The sequence below is a fragment of the Polynucleobacter sp. 31A-FELB genome, assembly GCF_018882405.1.
Classification (GTDB): domain Bacteria; phylum Pseudomonadota; class Gammaproteobacteria; order Burkholderiales; family Burkholderiaceae; genus Polynucleobacter.
This window is the reverse complement of record NZ_JACVOO010000018.1, coordinates 18,552-35,437: the sequence shown is the minus strand read 5'-3', so window position 1 is coordinate 35,437 and position 16,886 is coordinate 18,552. Positions and strand designations below refer to the sequence as shown.

Below are 16,886 nucleotides of genomic sequence, written 5' to 3'. Positions count from 1 at the left end.
AAGTGAGATCAAATGAGGTTTCTATTATCACGCTTAGTAAGTTAGTTTGTAGCGAGATCTGCTGCGCTGGTAAAGGAGTCTGCAAAGAATTCGTCCTCAGGCAGCTTGCATTGAGATGCAAAGTCCTGGCGGGCTGCATTGACCATGACGGGTGCGCCGCAGGCATAGACCTGGTAATGGCTCATATCAGGATGGTCGGCGATTACAGCTTGATGGACAAAGCCTGTACGTCCAGTCCATTGATCCTCTGGAAGGGCATCAGAAATAACCGGGACGTACTTAAAGTCAGGGATTTCTTTAGCCCATGACTGGCAGAGCTCATTGAGGTAGAGATCGCTCGGGCGACGGCCACCCCAATACAGGTGAATAGGGCGATGAATCTTTTTGAGCTGCATTTGCTCAGCGATAGACTTGATGGGTGCAAAACCAGTGCCTGCAGCAACAAAAATAATGGGCTTCTTGGAATCTTCTCTGAGGAAGAAGCTGCCTAAAGGCCCTTCAAAACGCAGGATATCTTTCTCTTTTAGTGCTGGATCTTTTGCACCAAAAACAAAATCGGTAAAGAGTCCGCCTGGTAAGTGGCGAATATGTAGCTCGAGAGGACCTTCTTGATCTGGGGCATTCGCAATCGAATAAGCGCGACGTTGTCCATCCTTGAGAAGGAACTCTAAATATTGCCCGGCCAGAAATTGAAAGCGCTCAGCAGCTGGCAATTGCAATTTTAGAATCGCTACATCGGTACTCGGTTTTGTAATGGTGTTCACGCGACAGGGAACCTTGCGGATAGCAATATCGCCAGCACCTTGAACTTCGCGAGCCTCAATGAGGAGGTCTGATTTAGGGTGGGCACAGCAAAACAAGGTACCCCCAGCGGCTTCATCAGTAGGGCTTAAGGCGGCAGCGCTATGTTGGCCATGCTCTACCTGACCCTCTAGTACCTTACCCTTGCAAGAACCGCAGGCACCGTTTTTACAGCCATAGGGAAGGGTGATGCCCTGTTGTAGCGCTGCTTCAAGTAGGGTTTCATCCTTCTGGACAGTAAATTGTTTGCCGCTCGCCTTGAGCGTGACTTGGTAAGACACTCTCATTCCTTTCAATAAATCGTTACGATGTGATCTATGCAATCTTTTGGTAAATCTCGAATCCTGATCGTCGGCTGCGGCGACATTGGCCTACGTGTTGCCAAGCAGCTTGCCCGAAGTCATCGCGTATACGCCCTAACTTCCCAGAAAGCACGTTTTCAGGAGTTGAGAGCGGTTGGCGCGATTCCGATTTTGGGGGATCTGGATAAGCCCGATAGCTTGTGGCGCTTAGGTAGATTGGCACAAACCGTAATCCACTTGGCACCACCCCAAAATACAGGTCATCGTGATTGCCGAACTCGCAATCTCTTACGAATTTTATCCCAAGGCTCCGATACTGTTGGGCGCTTGATTTATGTGAGCACTACCGGTGTGTATGGGGATCATGCGGGCGGGAGGGTGAGTGAAGTGACGCCCGTGAATCCCCAAAGTGAACGCGCCAAGCGACGGGTAGATGCGGAAAATTGCCTACGGCTTTGGGCGCCGGCTCACGGTGTTGCCCTGACCATTTTGCGTGTGCCTGGGATTTATGCTGCCGACCGATTGCCGGTTGAGCGCATTCAGTCGGGAACACCTGCCTTAATTGCAGCTCAGGATGCCTACTCAAACCATATTCAAAGTGATGACTTGGCGAGATTAGTTTGTGCCGCTGTGTATCACGGTAAACCACAGCGAGTCATTAACGCCTGTGACGGTGGTGAGACCAAGATGGGTGATTACTTTGATCAAGTGGCTGATGCGTTTGGTTTAGATCGACCACCAAGATTGCCAGCTGAGCAGTTGGAGAAAATCGTATCCCCGATGTTGTGGTCGTTTATGCGGGAGTCACGACGCGTAACGAATACGCGACTAGCAGAATTAAAAACTCCGCTACGCTATCCGAGCGTGGCAGAGTTTCTAAAAACTATTTCCAAGAATCCTTAAGTCCGACCGTGCGATTGAAGACTGGTTGACCTGGTTTAGAGTCGCTTTGGTCTGCAACAAAGTAGCCATGACGCTCAAACTGAAAACGATCTTCTGCTTTAGCATCTTTCATGCAAGGCTCTAAGTACGCAGTAATCGTTTGCTTAGAGTTTGGATTGATCGCATCAAGGAAATTTTTATCGCCACTATCCGGATGCGGGTCATTAAACAGATGGTCATAGAGACGCACTTGTGCCGGCACAGCTTCTGCTGCGCTAACCCAATGAATGTTGCCCTTCACTTTGTAATTATTTGAGCCGGGAGTACCGCTCTTACTATCAGGGAAGTGAGTGGCGTTCACTTGAATGACATTGCCGTTGCCATCTACTTCAAATCCAGTGCACTCAATGACAAAGCCGTGACGAAGACGCACGCGTCCACCGGCTTGATCACCAATCGGTGGATAAAGCCGGAAGAATCCTTTAACAGGCTCCTTCATAAAGTCATCTTCTTCGATCCACAATTCTTTTGTGAAATGAAACTCGCGGTTACCCCACTCAGGATGTTGTGGATGACGCGGAGCAGAGCAAGACTCACTTGCTGAAGCATCAAAGTTTTCAATCACGAGTTTGAGTGGCTTGAGAACTGCTGTGGCCCGTGGGGCCTTGGCTTCAAGATCATCGCGTAAGGCTTGATCCAGAGTGCTCATATCAATCCAGCTATCTGCTTTAGAAACGCCAATGCGCTCACAGAACAAACGAATACTCTCGGGCGTGTAACCCCTGCGTCGGATACCTACGATGGTTGGCATCCGCGGATCATCCCAGCCATCAACATGTTTTTCTTCTACCAATTGCAGTAACTTGCGCTTGCTGGTGATGGTGTAAGTGAGGTTGAGGCGGGCGAATTCATACTGATGTGGAACGGGATTTTTGAATATCCCTAGCTCTGCCAGTGAGGCTACGATCCAGTCGTAGAGCGGGCGATTATTTTCAAACTCCAATGTGCAGATAGAGTGTGAAACATTTTCCAGCGCATCAGAAATGCAGTGTGTGAAATCATACAAAGGATAGATGCACCACTTACTACCGGTACGGTGGTGATCGGTATGGCGAATGCGATAAACCACCGGGTCACGCATCACAATATTCGGATGCGCCATATCAATCTTCAAGCGCAGAACATGTTCGCCATCTTTGAATTTGCCATCACGCATCTCGCGGAATAGAGTTAGATTTTCATCGGGCGTGCGATCGCGGTAAGGACTATTTTTTCCAACTTGGCCAAAGTTGCCGCGATTGGTATGAATGTCATCCGCGCTTTGACTATCCACATACGCTTTGCCATTCTGAATCAGGATTTCCGCAAACTCATAGAGTTGGTCAAAGTAATCGCTTGCGTGATAGAGGTGCGTGCCCCAATCGAATCCCAACCATTTAACGGCATCCAAAATACTGTCAGCGTACTCAATATCTTCTTTAACTGGATTGGTGTCGTCCAGGCGCATATTGCAACGTGCACCACCCGCTTGATTGTTGTAATCGGCAGCTAAGCCAAAGTTCAGACAGATACTTTTGGCGTGACCAATATGAAGGTAGCCATTAGGCTCTGGTGGAAAACGCGTAATGATGGAAGGGATAGCTTGACCGCTACGATCGCTACGGTTCTGGTAGGCGCCACTCGCCAGGTCATGGTCGATGATCTGGCGCAAAAAGTTAGAGGGCTCAGCAACAGTGCCGGCAGGCGATTTGGAGGGTTTGCTATCTTGGGACATGCGCCCATTGTAGAGAAAAGCCCTGCCTATAAAGAAAAAAGCCCGCAAACTGCTGCGGGCTCGTTTCTGGGAAGCGTTCGAGAATTAATCTTCTACGAAAGCCTCTTCACGGGTTTTCTTAACCGCAGGCAGAGCCACGATCACAACCAAGAGGGCTGCTGCGATGAGCAGGCCTAGAGATAGTGGGCGGGTTACGAATGTTGAGAAATCACCGCGTGACAACAATAGAGCGCGACGGAAGTTCTCTTCCATCATTGGTCCGAGCACGAAGCCGAGTAGCAATGGAGGAGGTTCGCAGCCGAGTTTGAAGAATAAGTAACCAATCAAGCCAAAGCCTGCAGTTACGTAAACATCAAATACCGTATTGTTTACTGTGTAAACACCGATACAGCAGAACACCAGAATCGCTGGATAGAGGAAGCGATAAGGAATCTTCAAGAGCTTTACCCAAATACCAATGAGTGGCAAGTTCAAGAGAATCAACATGACGTTACCAATCCACATGGATGCGATCAGGCCCCAGAACAAAGCTGGGTTGCTGGTCATCACTTGTGGACCTGGCTGGATGTTATGAATCGTCATTGCGCCAACCATCAAAGCCATCACGGCGTTTGGTGGGATACCCAAAGTGAGTAATGGAATGAAGGAGGTTTGAGCTGCAGCATTGTTAGCTGCTTCTGGACCTGCTACACCTTCAATCGCGCCCTTACCAAACTCATGGCTGTACTTAGAGGATTTCTTCTCAACTGAGTAGGCACCAAAGGCTGCCAAAGCTGCGCCGCCACCTGGCAGAATTCCCAAGATTGAGCCGATAGTAGTACCGCGCAAGATTGAAGGAATCATGCGCTTAACGTCTTGTTTGGTAGGAACCATGCTAGTGAGCTTATTGAGGAAGCCCTCGTCGTCACCGGTCTTTTCAAGGTTGCCCATGATTTCTGCAAAACCAAACACGCCCATTGCAACGGCTACGAAGCCAATACCATCACTTAATTCAGGGATGTCAAATGCATAGCGGGATACACCGGAGTTCACGTCCGTACCAATCAAGCCCATCAAGAGACCCAAGATGATCATGCCGATCGCCTTGATCAAAGAGCCTGAGGCCAGAACCACCGCACCAATTAACCCTAAAACCATTAGGGAGAAGTATTCGGCAGGACCAAACTTAAAGGCTAGCTGAGAGAGAGGGGCGGCAAAAGCAGCCAAAACCAATGTAGCTACGCAACCAGCAAAGAAGGAGCCCATACCTGCAGTAAAGAGCGCTACGCCCGCTCGACCATTTCTGGCCATTTGGTAGCCATCAATCGCCGTCACCACCGAGGACGTTTCCCCTGGGATATTGAGCAAAATTGCAGTTGTAGAGCCGCCGTATTGGGAGCCGTAGTAAATACCAGCCAACATGATCAGAGCGGCAATTGGAGGCAATGCATAGGTAGCTGGCAATAGCATCGCAATTGTTGCGATTGGGCCAAGGCCTGGCAAAACACCAATCAATGTACCCAAAATACAGCCAATAAGGCAGTACATGAGGTTTTGTAAAGTAAATGCGGTATCAAAACCGAGGGCTAAGTTAGCAAATAAATCCATTTTTCAGAGTCCCGGTTCGTTATTGTTGTAGGAATACAGGCAGGAGTGGGAACTGAAGCTTGAGGCCCACAACAAACACTGAATAAGTAAAGATCACCAGGAAGCCTGCATTGAGCAAGGAACCTTTCCAGGTGAATTCTTTGCTAGCGCTGGCAGAAACAAGTACCAAGACCACCACGGCCACCAGGAAGCCCATACGTGGGAGAAGCAGGCCGTAGAGCACCACAGAGCCTGTGATTTGAGCCATGACCTTCCAGTTGAATTTAGGAATAGTTTCAATAGCCGCCTTTGCGCCTAGCGACTTAATTAGAACTAGTAGTCCTAAAAGTGTCATGAGGATGCCAAGGAAGAATGGGAAGTAGCCTGGGCCCATTTTGGCTGCCGTACCCATTGGGTACTGGGTAGCTACTAGGGTAAAGAATAGGCCGATCACCATGTACATGATTCCAGCGCCAAAATCCCGTTGATTGCGAATTTTCAAGTTGAGCTCCTTATATCGACTTAAATGCCGATCTATTTATTGATGTTACGGGATTGTAAGGCAGGATTGAGGAGCTTTGCCTAGGGTTTGCCCCCGACTAGTGCCAATGCGATAATTATTCGCATGAAAGTCTCCCAAATTCGCCAGGCGTACCTGGACTACTTCGCCCAAAAAGGCCACCAAATTGTTCCTTCCAGCCCAGTGGTGCCTGGAGACGATCCAACCCTGTTGTTTACCAATGCGGGGATGAATCAGTTTAAGGACGTCTTTTTAGGCTTTGATAAGCGCCCCTATAACCGCGCAACAACCGCCCAGAAATGCATTCGTGCCGGCGGCAAACACAATGACTTGGATAACGTCGGCTATACAGCCCGTCATCACACCTTCTTTGAAATGCTAGGCAACTTCTCTTTTGGGGATTACTTTAAAAAAGATGCCATTCAGTTTGCCTGGGGCTTGCTAACAGAAGTATTTAAGCTGCCAGAAGAAAAGCTGCTCGTCACTGTCTATGCGGAAGACGATGAGGCTTATGAAATTTGGAACAAGCAAATCGGTGTTCCAGCAGAGCGCATTATTCGCATCGGCGATAACAAGGGTGCTCGTTACGCTTCAGATAATTTCTGGATGATGGGTGACACGGGCCCATGTGGTCCTTGTACTGAAATCTTCTATGACCATGGCCCTCATATTGCCGGCGGTCCTCCGGGAAGCCCTGACGAAGATGGTGATCGCTATATCGAGATCTGGAATAACGTATTCATGCAGTTCAATCGCGATGAAGCGGGCAATATGCATCCATTGCCTAAGCCTAGCGTAGATACCGGCATGGGTCTTGAGCGTATTGCCGCAGTTCTGCAGCACGTGCACTCTAACTATGAGATCGATCTCTTTGTGAATTTGCTCAAAGCGGCTAAGGAAGCTGTTGATGCGGCCGGTGGTGAGAATTGCGATCCAACGAGCCCATCACTGAAAGTCATCGCAGACCATATTCGTGCATGTAGTTTTATTGTGGTGGACGGCGTGATTCCTGGTAATGCTGGTCGTGGCTATGTTCTACGTCGCATCACACGCCGTGCAATTCGTCACGGCTACAAATTGGGTGCACGTAAACCGTTCTTCTATCAACTCGTTCCTGCTCTTGTAAAAGAGATGGGTCAGGCTTATCCAGAGTTGCAGGCAGCAAAAGATAAAGTAAGCGAAGTAATTAAGCAGGAAGAAGAGCGCTTCTTTCAGACGATCGCTAACGGCATGGAAATTTTGGAGGGCGCGCTTGCTGGTGGCGCCAAGACGGTTGATGGCGAAACTGCTTTCCGTTTGCACGACACCTTTGGTTTCCCATTGGATTTAACTGCGGACGTTTGCCGCGAGCGAGATGTCACGGTGGATGCTGAAGGCTTTGATTTGGCAATGCAAAAGCAGCGCGATCAAGCAAGAGCAGCCGGTAAGTTCAAGGTAGCTCAAGGCTTAGAGTATTCCGGTAAGCCAACTCAGTTCCACGGCTACGACACCTTGAAACATGACGGCGCTAAAGTAACTGCGCTTTATGTTGATGGCTCTGCTGTGCAGTCTGTCAAAGCTGGCGATGCGGCAGTGATCGTTTTAGACAACACCCCTTTCTATGCTGAGTCTGGTGGACAGGTTGGCGATAAGGGTGAGTTGCGCAATGAAGCAGTGCGCTTTGCAGTTGAAGACACTTTCAAGATCCAAGCCGATGTCTTTGGGCATCAAGGTGAAGTACAAGAAGGCGAACTCAAGGTAGGTGATGTAATCAATGCCTTGGTAGATATTGAACAAAGAACTGAAACGATGCGTAACCATAGCGCTACGCATATTTTGCATAAAGCATTGCGTGAAGTATTGGGTGACCATGTGCAGCAAAAAGGATCTTTGGTTGATGCTAGCAAAACCCGTTTTGACTTTACTCACAACGCACCTATTACCGCACAAGAAATTCGTCGGATAGAAGATATTGTGAATGCCGAGATCCTCGCTAATACTGCGACCTCTGGAAAAGTAATGTCTTTGGATGATGCACAAAAGACTGGCGCCATGATGCTCTTCGGTGAGAAGTATGGTGACGAGGTACGCGTTCTAGAAATCGGTAGTTCTAAAGAGTTATGTGGTGGAACCCACGTTGGCCGTACCGGCGATATTGGTAGCTTAAAGATTGTTTCTGAAGGTGGTGTTGCAGCAGGCATCCGTCGCGTTGAGGCTGTCACTGGTAGAAATGCATTGAACTTCCTGCAAGGCTTAGAAGATAAGATTAACGAGGCAGCGACGATCCTCAAAACCCATCCGGGTGATTTGGTGAATCGTGTTGCTCAGTTGCAAGAAAGCCTGCGTCAGGCTGAGCGCGAGTTGGATAAAGTGAATTCCAAGCTCGCTGCTAGCCAAGGTGATGAATTGGCGACACAAGCAATCGATGTCAATGGTTTGAAAGTATTAGCAGCGCGCTTGGATGGTGCGGATGCGCAAGTTCTACGTGAGACTATGGACGCCTTGAAGGCGAAACTTAAAACAGCCGCCATTGTCTTGGCTTCTGTGCAGGGCGATAAGGTGAGTTTGATTGCTGGCGTAACTGCGGACTCGATTGCAAAAGTAAAGGCGGGTGACTTGGTGAACTTTGTGGCTCAGCAGGTGGGTGGTAAAGGCGGCGGCAAGCCAGAGATGGCGATGGCTGGCGGTACCGATCCTAGTAAGTTGGGCGCGGCTTTAGCTGGTGTGAAAGATTGGGTGGCTTCTAAGTGAGTGATGCTATCCAATTCAATCTCGAGGTAGATGCGATTGGCATGAACTGCCCGCTCCCAATTTTGCGTACCAAGAAAGCTTTAGCCACAATGCAGTCTGGAGAAGTGCTCAAAGTAAAGGCAACGGATTCTGGTGCAGCCCATGACTTTCCTGCGTTTGCTAAACAGACTGGTAATGAGCTCTTGTCCAGCACGACTGAAGGGGATGTACTGGTTTTCTTCCTCAAGAGAAGATAAAGGGTTTTAAGTGCTGAATAATTTCAGCGCAAAAGAAAAAGGCAGAAAGTGATTTCTGCCTTTTTTATTTTTATCTCAGGGGAGATGGCTGTGAGAACTAAGTTAAAGAGCGACTCTTCAAATACGCTGCAAACTCAGTGCTCACCTCAGGGTGGCGTAAAGCAAATTCCACGGAAGCTTTGAGATAACCTAGCTTGCTGCCGCAGTCATAACGCACGCCATCGTATTCATAGGCGAATACTGGCTCTTCTTTAAGTAATGAAGCAATGGCGTCAGTCAGCTGAATTTCGCCACCAGCACCTGGCTTGAGATTGCGAATATGTTTAAAGATATCCGAGGACAGGACATAGCGACCGACTACCGCCAAGTTAGATGGCGCATCTTTAGGCTGCGGTTTTTCTACGATGCCATTCAGGTGATAAATACCTTGGGATACTTCCGTCCCATCAATAATTCCGTATAAACTGCTTTTGGATGGATCAATTTTTTCTACCGCCAAGACTGAACCATTCTGCTCATCAAATACTTTGAGCATCTGCTTGAGTACTGGCGGTTGACCATCTAGTAAGTCATCCGCCAGGATGATGGCGAAGGGCTCGTCACGAACAAGTTTTTCTGCACATAAAACCGCGTGACCTAAACCTAAGGCCTCGGGTTGGCGTACATACACACAATCAACATGGCTTGGTTTCACGCTACGCACAATCTCTAAAAGAGCCTGCTTATTTTTTGCTTCGAGCTCAGCTTCTAATTCATAGGCCTTATCAAAGTGATCTTCGATAGCGCGCTTGCTGCGACCGGTCACGAAAATCATTTCAGTGATACCGGCAGCAATCGCTTCCTCAACCGCATACTGAATGAGGGGTTTATCCACTACATTGAGCATTTCTTTCGGACTAGCCTTAGTGGCTGGCAAGAAACGGGTTCCTAGTCCAGCAACAGGGAAGACGGCTTTGGTAACGGCTTTAGTACTTAATGGCATGGCAATTCCGATCGTTTTATTGCTGCTTTATTTCAGTCGCTCTAATTGTGCAACAAGCTTCTCATGATTTTGCTCAAAGCCAGCAAGGCGTTGTTTTTCTTGTGCAACAACCTCTTCTGGGGCGCGAGCCACAAAGCTTTCATTACCAAGCTTGCTGCGTGCTTTAGTGATTTCATTGGCCAGGCGCTCAATTTCTTTGCCTAGACGAATTCTTTCAGCTGCCACGTCAACTTCAATCTTTAAGAGCAGCTTGAGGTTGCCAACTAAGGCCATCGGTGCGCCTGGAGCATCTTTTTCTAAAGCCGACTCGTCATCGTAGATTTTGACTTCAGACAGCTTTGCTAATGCAGTTAAGTAAGGGCTCGCCTGCTTTAAGAAATCTTTCGGCCCATTAATCCAGAGGGGTACTTTGAGTGCGGGTGAGACCTGCATCTCGCCACGTAGATTACGGCAAGCATCCACAATCGATTTAATTTGGGCAACCCAAGCTTCGCTTTGCTCATCAATCTTATCGAGTTGAGCAATAGGGTAGGGCTGCAAGGCAATCGTTTGCTTATCTTGCTTGGCCAACTCTTTACCAACCTTAGGCCCTACGGTTTGCCAGAGGGTTTCAGTGATAAACGGAATCAATGGATGCGCCATGCGCAAGATCGTTTCTAAAACGCGTAGTAGGGTACGGCGAGTCGCCCGTTGTTGTGCGGGTGTACCAGTCTGTAATTGAACCTTTGCTAATTCCAAGTACCAATCGCAATACTCATCCCAAACAAATTGATAAATGCTGGTGGCGATATTGTCAAAGCGATAGTTTTGGAAGCCCTTAGCAACATCAGCTTCCGTTCTTTGCAGTAAAGAAACAATCCATTTATCTGCTTCTGAAAAATCGAGATAACCTTCTGGGCCGCATTGGTTGTCACACGGCGCAAAGCCATTCTCCTCATCATTGCCAGGGCAGTTCATGAGAACGAAGCGGGTAGCGTTCCACAGCTTGTTGCAGAAGTTGCGATAACCCTCACAGCGTTTTTGGTCAAAGTTAATGTTGCGACCCAGTGATGCGAGTGAGGCAAAGGTAAAGCGCAGGGCATCCGTACCAAATGCAGGGATACCCTCTGGAAATTCTTTTTTGGTTTTCTTGCCAATGCTTTCGGCTTGCTTTGGGTTCATCAAGCCGGTAGTGCGCTTGGCAACTAAGTCTTCAATCTTGATGCCATCAATCAAATCAATTGGGTCCAAAGTATTTCCTTTGGACTTACTCATCTTCTGACCTTCCGCATCACGAACTAAGCCGTGTACGTAAACAGTATTGAACGGAACCTTGCCAGTAAAGTGGCAAGTCATCATGACCATTCTGGCTACCCAGAAGAAGATGATGTCAAAGCCGGTTACCAGTACCGAGGATGGCAGGAAGTGATTGAGCGCAGGCGTTTCTTCTGGCCAGCCTAATGAGCTAAATGGCACAAGTGCTGAGCTAAACCAGGTATCCAAAACGTCAGGATCGCGATTTAGTTGCCCGTGATAACCGGCAGCAGCAGCCTTAGCTTTAGCTTCCTCTTCAGAGCGGGCTACAAAGATCTGACCATCCTCGCCATACCAGGCGGGGATTTGATGGCCCCACCAGAGTTGACGGGAGATACACCAGTCTTGAATGTTCTCTAACCACTGGGTATAAGTGCTAATCCAATTTTCTGGAACAAGTTTGATGTCGCCTTTGGTAACGGCATCTAGTGCAGCACCAGCGATGGATGAGCCTGGTTGATATTTGTTATCAGGGCTTGGCTTGGATACTGCAACAAACCATTGGTCAGTGAGCATTGGCTCAATGATAGTTTGAGTGCGATCGCCGCGTGGGACCATCAATTTATGTGGCTGTACTTTTTCTAGTAAACCGGCAGCATCTAGATCGGCAACGATTTGTTTGCGTGCAGCAAAACGCTCAAGGCCTTGATAAACAGCAGGTGCGTTTTCATTAATCTTGGCATCGAGTGTCAAAATATTAATGAGAGGCAATTGGTGGCGTTGTCCGACGGCATAGTCGTTGAAGTCGTGCGCAGGCGTCACTTTCACTACGCCAGTACCAAAGGCTAAATCAACATAGTCGTCCGCAATAATCGGAATCTCACGATTGCACAGCGGGAGTTGTACTGACTTACCAATGAGGTGTTTGTAGCGTTCGTCCTCTGGGTTGACCATGACGGCAACGTCACCCAATAAGGTCTCCGGGCGAGTGGTAGCAACGGTCAGGTGTCCAGAGCCATCTGCCAATGGATAGCGGATGTGCCACATCGAGCCATCTTCTTCTTCGCTCACCACTTCTAAATCTGAGACTGCGGTTCCCAAAACGGGATCCCAGTTCACTAAACGTTTGCCGCGGTAAATTAAGCCTTGCTCATGTAAACGAACGAATACCTCGACAACCGCTTTGGACATCTTGCTGTCCATTGTGAAATATTCTTTACCCCAATCAATCGAAGCGCCTAAGCGACGAATCTGACGTGTGATGGTGTTGCCGGAAGTTTCTTTCCACTCCCAGACTTTTTCTAAGAATTTCTCGCGACCTAAATCATGACGAGAAACTTTCTGTGCATCGAGTTGGCGCTCAACAACAATTTGTGTGGCGATGCCAGCATGGTCTGTACCTGGAACCCACAAGGTATTTTTGCCAGACATACGGGCATGACGCACCAAGCCATCCATGATGGTTTGATTAAAGGCATGACCCATGTGAAGGGTTCCCGTCACATTCGGTGGTGGCAACTGAATCGAGAAATCTCCCTTGCCCTCATCTAGGGTGGCGTCGGCAATGCCTCGGCGTTCCCATTCCGGACCCCAATAAGCTTCAATTGGAGCAGGTTCGTAGGATTTGGCTAGTTCGTCTAAGGAGCTGGCCGCTGGTGAATTAGGGGTATTCGAAGCATTTGGCATAAGAGGCAAATTATAATTGGGGCGATGTACTCAGACCTACTCGCAAACCTTAATCCAGAACAACGCGAGGCAGTGACCCTCCCGCCAGTAAATGAAAATGGCCAGGCCCAGTCAGCCCTGATTTTGGCTGGTGCTGGTAGCGGAAAGACCCGCGTCCTCACGACCCGTATAGCTTGGTTGATCCAAACAGGTCAGGTTTCACCCATTGGCGTCCTGGCGGTGACCTTCACCAATAAGGCTGCTAAGGAGATGATGTTGCGCTTAAGCGCCATGTTGCCCATCAATACTCGGGGTATGTGGATTGGCACTTTCCACGGTCTTTGTAACCGTTTATTGCGTGCGCATCATAAAGAAGCAGGTTTGCCATCCACTTTCCAGATTTTGGACACCCAAGATCAACTTTCCGCCATTAAGCGTCTTTTGAAGGGCTTAAAGGTTGATGATGAGAAATACCCCCCTAAGCAGTTGCAGTATTTCATTGCGCATGCCAAAGAGCGTGGTCAGCGTGCCAAAGAGCTATCCGTAGGCGATGACTTTCAAGCCAAGATGGCCCAGTTATACGCAGCTTACGATGAGCAGTGTCAACGTGAGGGCGTAGTCGACTTTGCCGAACTCTTATTACGTAGCTATGAATTACTTAAACACAACGAAGCGATTCGGACGCATTACCAAGAGCGCTTCCGTCATATTTTGATTGACGAGTTTCAGGATACCAATGCCTTGCAATACGCCTGGCTCAAATTACTCTCCGGTCACGATGCTAGTCGCGTCAATGTCAGTGGTATGGGAAGTAGTGCGGTATTCGCAGTGGGCGATGATGATCAAAGTATTTACGCTTTCCGTGGTGCAGACGTTGAGAACATGCGTCTGTATGAAAAGCAATATCGCCCGATGATGGTTAAGCTTGAGCAGAACTACCGTTCGCATGGCCACATCTTGGATACGGCCAATTACCTTATCTCTAACAATACGGATCGTCTTGGCAAAAACCTACGCACCGATGCTGGTCATGGCGAGCCAGTCCGCATCTATGATGCGCCGAGCGATCACGCAGAAGCTGCTTGGCTCGTAGATGAAATCAAAGCTTTAGTGAATAGCGGTATCAAGCGTACTGAAATTGCTTTGCTCTATCGCAGTAATGCCCAGTCACGCATCATCGAGCACGCCTTGTTTTCTGCGGCGATTCCATATCGTGTGTACGGTGGGCTCCGATTCTTCGAGCGCGCTGAGATTAAACACGCTTTGGCCTATCTCCGACTTTTGGAAAATCCAAATGACGATACTTCTTTCTCGCGTGTCGTGAATTTCCCGACACGCGGCATTGGTGCAAGATCGATTGAGGCTGTGCAAGATGCAGCACGTGCGCAAAATAGTTCTTTGTATTTGGCGGCATCGACATTGGATGGTAAGGCGGGCGCAGCTTTAGGTGGCTTTGTACGTTTGGTAGATCACATGCGTGAAGCTACTCGTCACAATACTTTGCCCGAGACAGTGGAGTTCGTCATTCAACATAGTGGTCTGATTCAACACTATCTTTCGGAGCGCGAAGGTCAAGATCGCGTAGAAAACTTACAAGAGTTAATTAATGCTGCGACCGCATTTATTGCTGAAGAGGGTTATGGTCAAGATGCCACTGCTGCCACACTACCGGGTGAGAACACACCTGGCGTAGTGGAGGTTTTACCATTAGCAGCATTCCTCTCACACGCATCGCTCGAGGCTGGTGATAATCAAGCCCAAGCAGGCCAAGATGCTGTTCAGCTCATGACGGTGCACTCTGCCAAAGGTCTGGAATTCACCTCCGTATTTATTACTGGGTTAGAAGAAGGTTTGTTCCCGCATGAGAACAGCATCAATGAACAGAATGGCTTAGAAGAAGAGCGACGCTTGATGTATGTTGCGATTACCCGCGCCAAGGAGCGTCTCTACCTCTCTCATACGCAGTCGCGGATGCTGCATGGCCAAGTGCGTTACAACATGCCTTCTCGTTTCTTGGAGGAGTTGCCATCCGATTCACTGAAGTGGCTTACGCCAAAAGTAAAAGATGCGCGCTGGGGCGGTGCTACCGGTGGAAATGGTGGTCGCTCAGGATCAACTTGGCAAGATGGCTACACTCGTCAACGCGAGTTTGGATCGAATGACTTCTTTGATTCTGGTAATGAGCGTGAGCGACCCGCTAGACAAATTGGGCGCGTAGGCTCAGCTTCTACTTCCGTTACGAGAATGGCTTCGCCACCACGTGGCAATTACCCATTTACGATTGGGCAGAATGTTTTCCACACCAAGTTTGGTGAAGGACGTGTGACCGGCTTAGAGGGTAATGATGCGGATGCGCGTGCTCAAGTGAACTTCAAGCGCCATGGTGTGAAATGGTTGCAGCTCAGTATTGCTAAGCTAGCAGCGATAGACTAAGCAATTAAGGTTGCTGATTCTTTTTCAGCAAAGCACGCTTTCCAAGTAGCAAAGAAAGAGCAATGCATCACCGTCAATCCGGCCATGGAAATGGGGGCGATGATGAATGAGGCCACTTGACCTAAATCCAGCGCATCAAAGATAGAGCCGATCGTTAGGGGGATGGCAATTAAGATTGCACCCCAAATAGCGATATACAAAAAGAATGCACCACGATTTGCCCAGCAAGCGATAGCGCTAGAAAAGAGCGCCTGCGCTACTGGCATATCAGCCCAAGCAACGAGTACCGGAGAGAACCACATCAACATCGCTACTGGTATGTAAAGCAGGCCGCCAAAAAAGAGAATCAGATAAATCTGACGAACTACTTCTGGGGTAATAGGCTTATCGTTCGTCATTAGAGGGATAAGCAATTCAAAATCCACCAACATGCTTAAGATAAAACTCAGAGCCAGAATGAGTGCAGCGTAAACCAAGCCTAATTGCAGAATGCGTTTACGAATTAATGGCGAAGATTGCAGGGCAATGACATAGACCGATGGGCGAATGCGTTCTTTTTGAATCGCTTGGCGACAGGCAGTCATAAAGCCAACCGATAAAGTAGGTGTGAGTAATAAAACGGCAAAAATACCAATCACCGGTACGAGTACTGCTAACTGCGCCACAAACACATACATGAATACCAACATTAAAAAACCTAAAGGGTTTTGTTTGAACAGCCAAATGCCCTGACGTATCCAGGTGTAACCCTCTTTTGGGGCGACGGAGTTTAGTTTCATATTGCTTTGCGACTTAAGAGGATATTTTCAAAATGACGGGGGTCATGTGGCGTGAGCATTTGCGCATCACGTGGCAAATAAAAATCCCACAGACGTGAAATCCAGAAGCGTAGAGCTGCAGCACGAATCATCAGTGGCCAGCTCGTTTGTTCTTCCTTGCTTAAGGGGCGAACAGACTGATAAGCATCCATCAATGCTTTGAACCGCGCAGGATCTAAATCTTGTTTGTTTTCAGCAAGACACCAATCATTCGCAGTCACCGCCAAATCAAACAACCATTTATCTGTTCCGGCAAAATAAAAGTCGAAGAAGCCGCCAAGCTGGTCTTGAGAACTATCGCTTGCGCCCTGAGGATCAAACAGCACGTTATCTCTAAACAGGTCGCAATGGCTTGCTCCTTGCGGCAGTGATGCATAGGCAGCAGAGGCAAAGAATTGTTCCTGAGTGGCAAGCTCAGTCGTGAGCAATTCTTTTTGCACATCACTTAAATGTGATAAGACTTGTGGAACTGTTTTTTGCCACCAAGACAGGCTACGTAGGTTTTCTTGAGTGTGTTTGAAATCGCTGCTGGCCAAATGCATCTTTGCCAAGTTCTCACCGACCATGGCGCAATGCTTTGGTTCAGGAGTCAGTCTAGAGAGGCCTGGAAGCTTGCTCACAATCGCTGCAGGCTTGCCTTTAAGGGTAAATAGAATTTGCCCCTGTTTATTTTCAAGAGGCTTAGGCACTGCAATGCCCTTGTCAGCCAAGTGGCGCATTAACTCTAAATAGTACGGAAGTTGCTCTGCTGACAGTCTTTCAAAAATAGTTAGAACGCATTCTTGTTTCTTGCCATCCTTTTCAGTGTCGAGAAAAAAATTGGAGTTCTCGATGCCACCATGAATTCCACGAATGTCAGTGGCCTGCCCAATATCAAATTCATTTGAGATCCAAGCGGAGATATCGCTTAATTCAATGGGGGTGAAGACGGCCATGACTAGAAA

Annotated in this window: 12 protein-coding genes; 4 read left to right on the top strand and 8 right to left on the bottom strand. The window is 48.4% G+C overall.

Going from position 1 to position 16,886, the window contains the following annotated elements:
- Positions 1–41 precede the first annotated feature (41 nt).
- The gene (locus ICN30_RS09960) at positions 42–1,082 is read right to left on the bottom strand and encodes a 2Fe-2S iron-sulfur cluster-binding protein (RefSeq protein WP_216275333.1); all 1,041 of its coding nucleotides are present in this window, start codon (positions 1,080–1,082) and stop codon (positions 42–44) included.
- Between the two features lie 36 nt (positions 1,083–1,118).
- Between ICN30_RS09960 and ICN30_RS09955 the strand changes: the two genes are divergently transcribed.
- Positions 1,119–2,006, top strand: coding sequence for an SDR family oxidoreductase (locus ICN30_RS09955; protein ID WP_216275331.1), 888 nt, complete (start codon positions 1,119–1,121; stop codon positions 2,004–2,006).
- Here ICN30_RS09955 and ICN30_RS09950 read toward each other — a convergent pair.
- From ICN30_RS09950 to ICN30_RS09940, 3 genes are all read right to left on the bottom strand, one after another.
- Complete coding sequence (locus ICN30_RS09950; protein WP_216275328.1) at positions 1,987–3,759, bottom strand: glutamine--tRNA ligase/YqeY domain fusion protein; 1,773 nt, start codon at positions 3,757–3,759, stop codon at positions 1,987–1,989. The two genes, ICN30_RS09955 and ICN30_RS09950, sit on opposite strands and share 20 nt — an antisense overlap.
- Before the next feature lie 84 nt (positions 3,760–3,843).
- A complete protein-coding gene (locus tag ICN30_RS09945) occupies positions 3,844–5,346 on the bottom strand; it encodes a tripartite tricarboxylate transporter permease (RefSeq protein WP_216275326.1) in 1,503 nt (500 codons plus the stop codon).
- Positions 5,347–5,365: 19 nt separating this feature from the next.
- Positions 5,366–5,827, bottom strand: a complete 462-nt coding sequence (locus tag ICN30_RS09940; RefSeq protein WP_216275324.1) for a tripartite tricarboxylate transporter TctB family protein — start codon at positions 5,825–5,827, stop codon at positions 5,366–5,368.
- A 123-nt stretch (positions 5,828–5,950) separates the two neighbouring features.
- Here ICN30_RS09940 and alaS point away from each other — a divergent pair, with 123 nt between their 5' ends.
- Positions 5,951–8,575: an alanine--tRNA ligase gene (gene alaS / locus ICN30_RS09935; RefSeq protein ID WP_216275322.1), complete on the top strand. Its 2,625-nt coding sequence runs from the start codon at positions 5,951–5,953 to the stop codon at positions 8,573–8,575.
- Positions 8,576–8,583: 8 nt separating this feature from the next.
- Positions 8,584–8,811: a sulfurtransferase TusA family protein gene (locus ICN30_RS09930; protein ID WP_114692512.1), complete on the top strand. Its 228-nt coding sequence runs from the start codon at positions 8,584–8,586 to the stop codon at positions 8,809–8,811.
- A 97-nt stretch (positions 8,812–8,908) separates the two neighbouring features.
- Here ICN30_RS09930 and galU read toward each other — a convergent pair whose 3' ends face one another.
- Positions 8,909–9,793, bottom strand: coding sequence for a UTP--glucose-1-phosphate uridylyltransferase GalU (gene galU, locus ICN30_RS09925; RefSeq protein ID WP_216275320.1), 885 nt, complete (start codon positions 9,791–9,793; stop codon positions 8,909–8,911).
- A gap of 27 nt (positions 9,794–9,820) precedes the next feature.
- Entirely contained in the window at positions 9,821–12,712 is a 2,892-nt protein-coding gene (locus ICN30_RS09920) for a valine--tRNA ligase (RefSeq protein WP_216275318.1), read from the bottom strand.
- Positions 12,713–12,736: 24 nt separating this feature from the next.
- On the opposite strand from ICN30_RS09920, the gene ICN30_RS09915 reads away from it, so the two are divergent.
- A complete protein-coding gene (locus ICN30_RS09915) occupies positions 12,737–15,124 on the top strand; it encodes a UvrD-helicase domain-containing protein (protein WP_216275316.1) in 2,388 nt (795 codons plus the stop codon).
- Here ICN30_RS09915 and ICN30_RS09910 read toward each other — a convergent pair.
- On the bottom strand, positions 15,121–15,903 hold the full coding sequence (locus ICN30_RS09910) for a BPSS1780 family membrane protein (RefSeq protein WP_216275314.1): 783 nt from the start codon (positions 15,901–15,903) through the stop codon (positions 15,121–15,123). The genes ICN30_RS09915 and ICN30_RS09910 overlap by 4 nt on opposite strands.
- On the bottom strand, positions 15,900–16,877 hold the full coding sequence (locus tag ICN30_RS09905) for a homoserine kinase (protein WP_216275311.1): 978 nt from the start codon (positions 16,875–16,877) through the stop codon (positions 15,900–15,902). The genes ICN30_RS09910 and ICN30_RS09905 overlap by 4 nt, the downstream gene beginning before the upstream one ends.
- Between the last annotated feature and the right edge of the window lie 9 nt (positions 16,878–16,886).

Bases quoted from the DNA above. Each gene is read 5' to 3' on its own strand.
- alaS (WP_216275322.1), top strand. From the start codon at position 5,951: ATGAAAGTCTCCCAAATTCGCCAGGCGTACCTGGACTACTTCGCCCAA.
- ICN30_RS09950 (WP_216275328.1), bottom strand. From the start codon at position 3,759: ATGTCCCAAGATAGCAAACCCTCCAAATCGCCTGCCGGCACTGTTGCT.
- ICN30_RS09955 (WP_216275331.1), top strand. From the start codon at position 1,119: ATGCAATCTTTTGGTAAATCTCGAATCCTGATCGTCGGCTGCGGCGAC.
- ICN30_RS09920 (WP_216275318.1), bottom strand. From the start codon at position 12,712: ATGCCAAATGCTTCGAATACCCCTAATTCACCAGCGGCCAGCTCCTTA.
- ICN30_RS09945 (WP_216275326.1), bottom strand. From the start codon at position 5,346: ATGGATTTATTTGCTAACTTAGCCCTCGGTTTTGATACCGCATTTACT.
- ICN30_RS09915 (WP_216275316.1), top strand. From the start codon at position 12,737: ATGTACTCAGACCTACTCGCAAACCTTAATCCAGAACAACGCGAGGCA.
- ICN30_RS09905 (WP_216275311.1), bottom strand. From the start codon at position 16,877: ATGGCCGTCTTCACCCCCATTGAATTAAGCGATATCTCCGCTTGGATC.
- ICN30_RS09910 (WP_216275314.1), bottom strand. From the start codon at position 15,903: ATGAAACTAAACTCCGTCGCCCCAAAAGAGGGTTACACCTGGATACGT.
- galU (WP_216275320.1), bottom strand. From the start codon at position 9,793: ATGCCATTAAGTACTAAAGCCGTTACCAAAGCCGTCTTCCCTGTTGCT.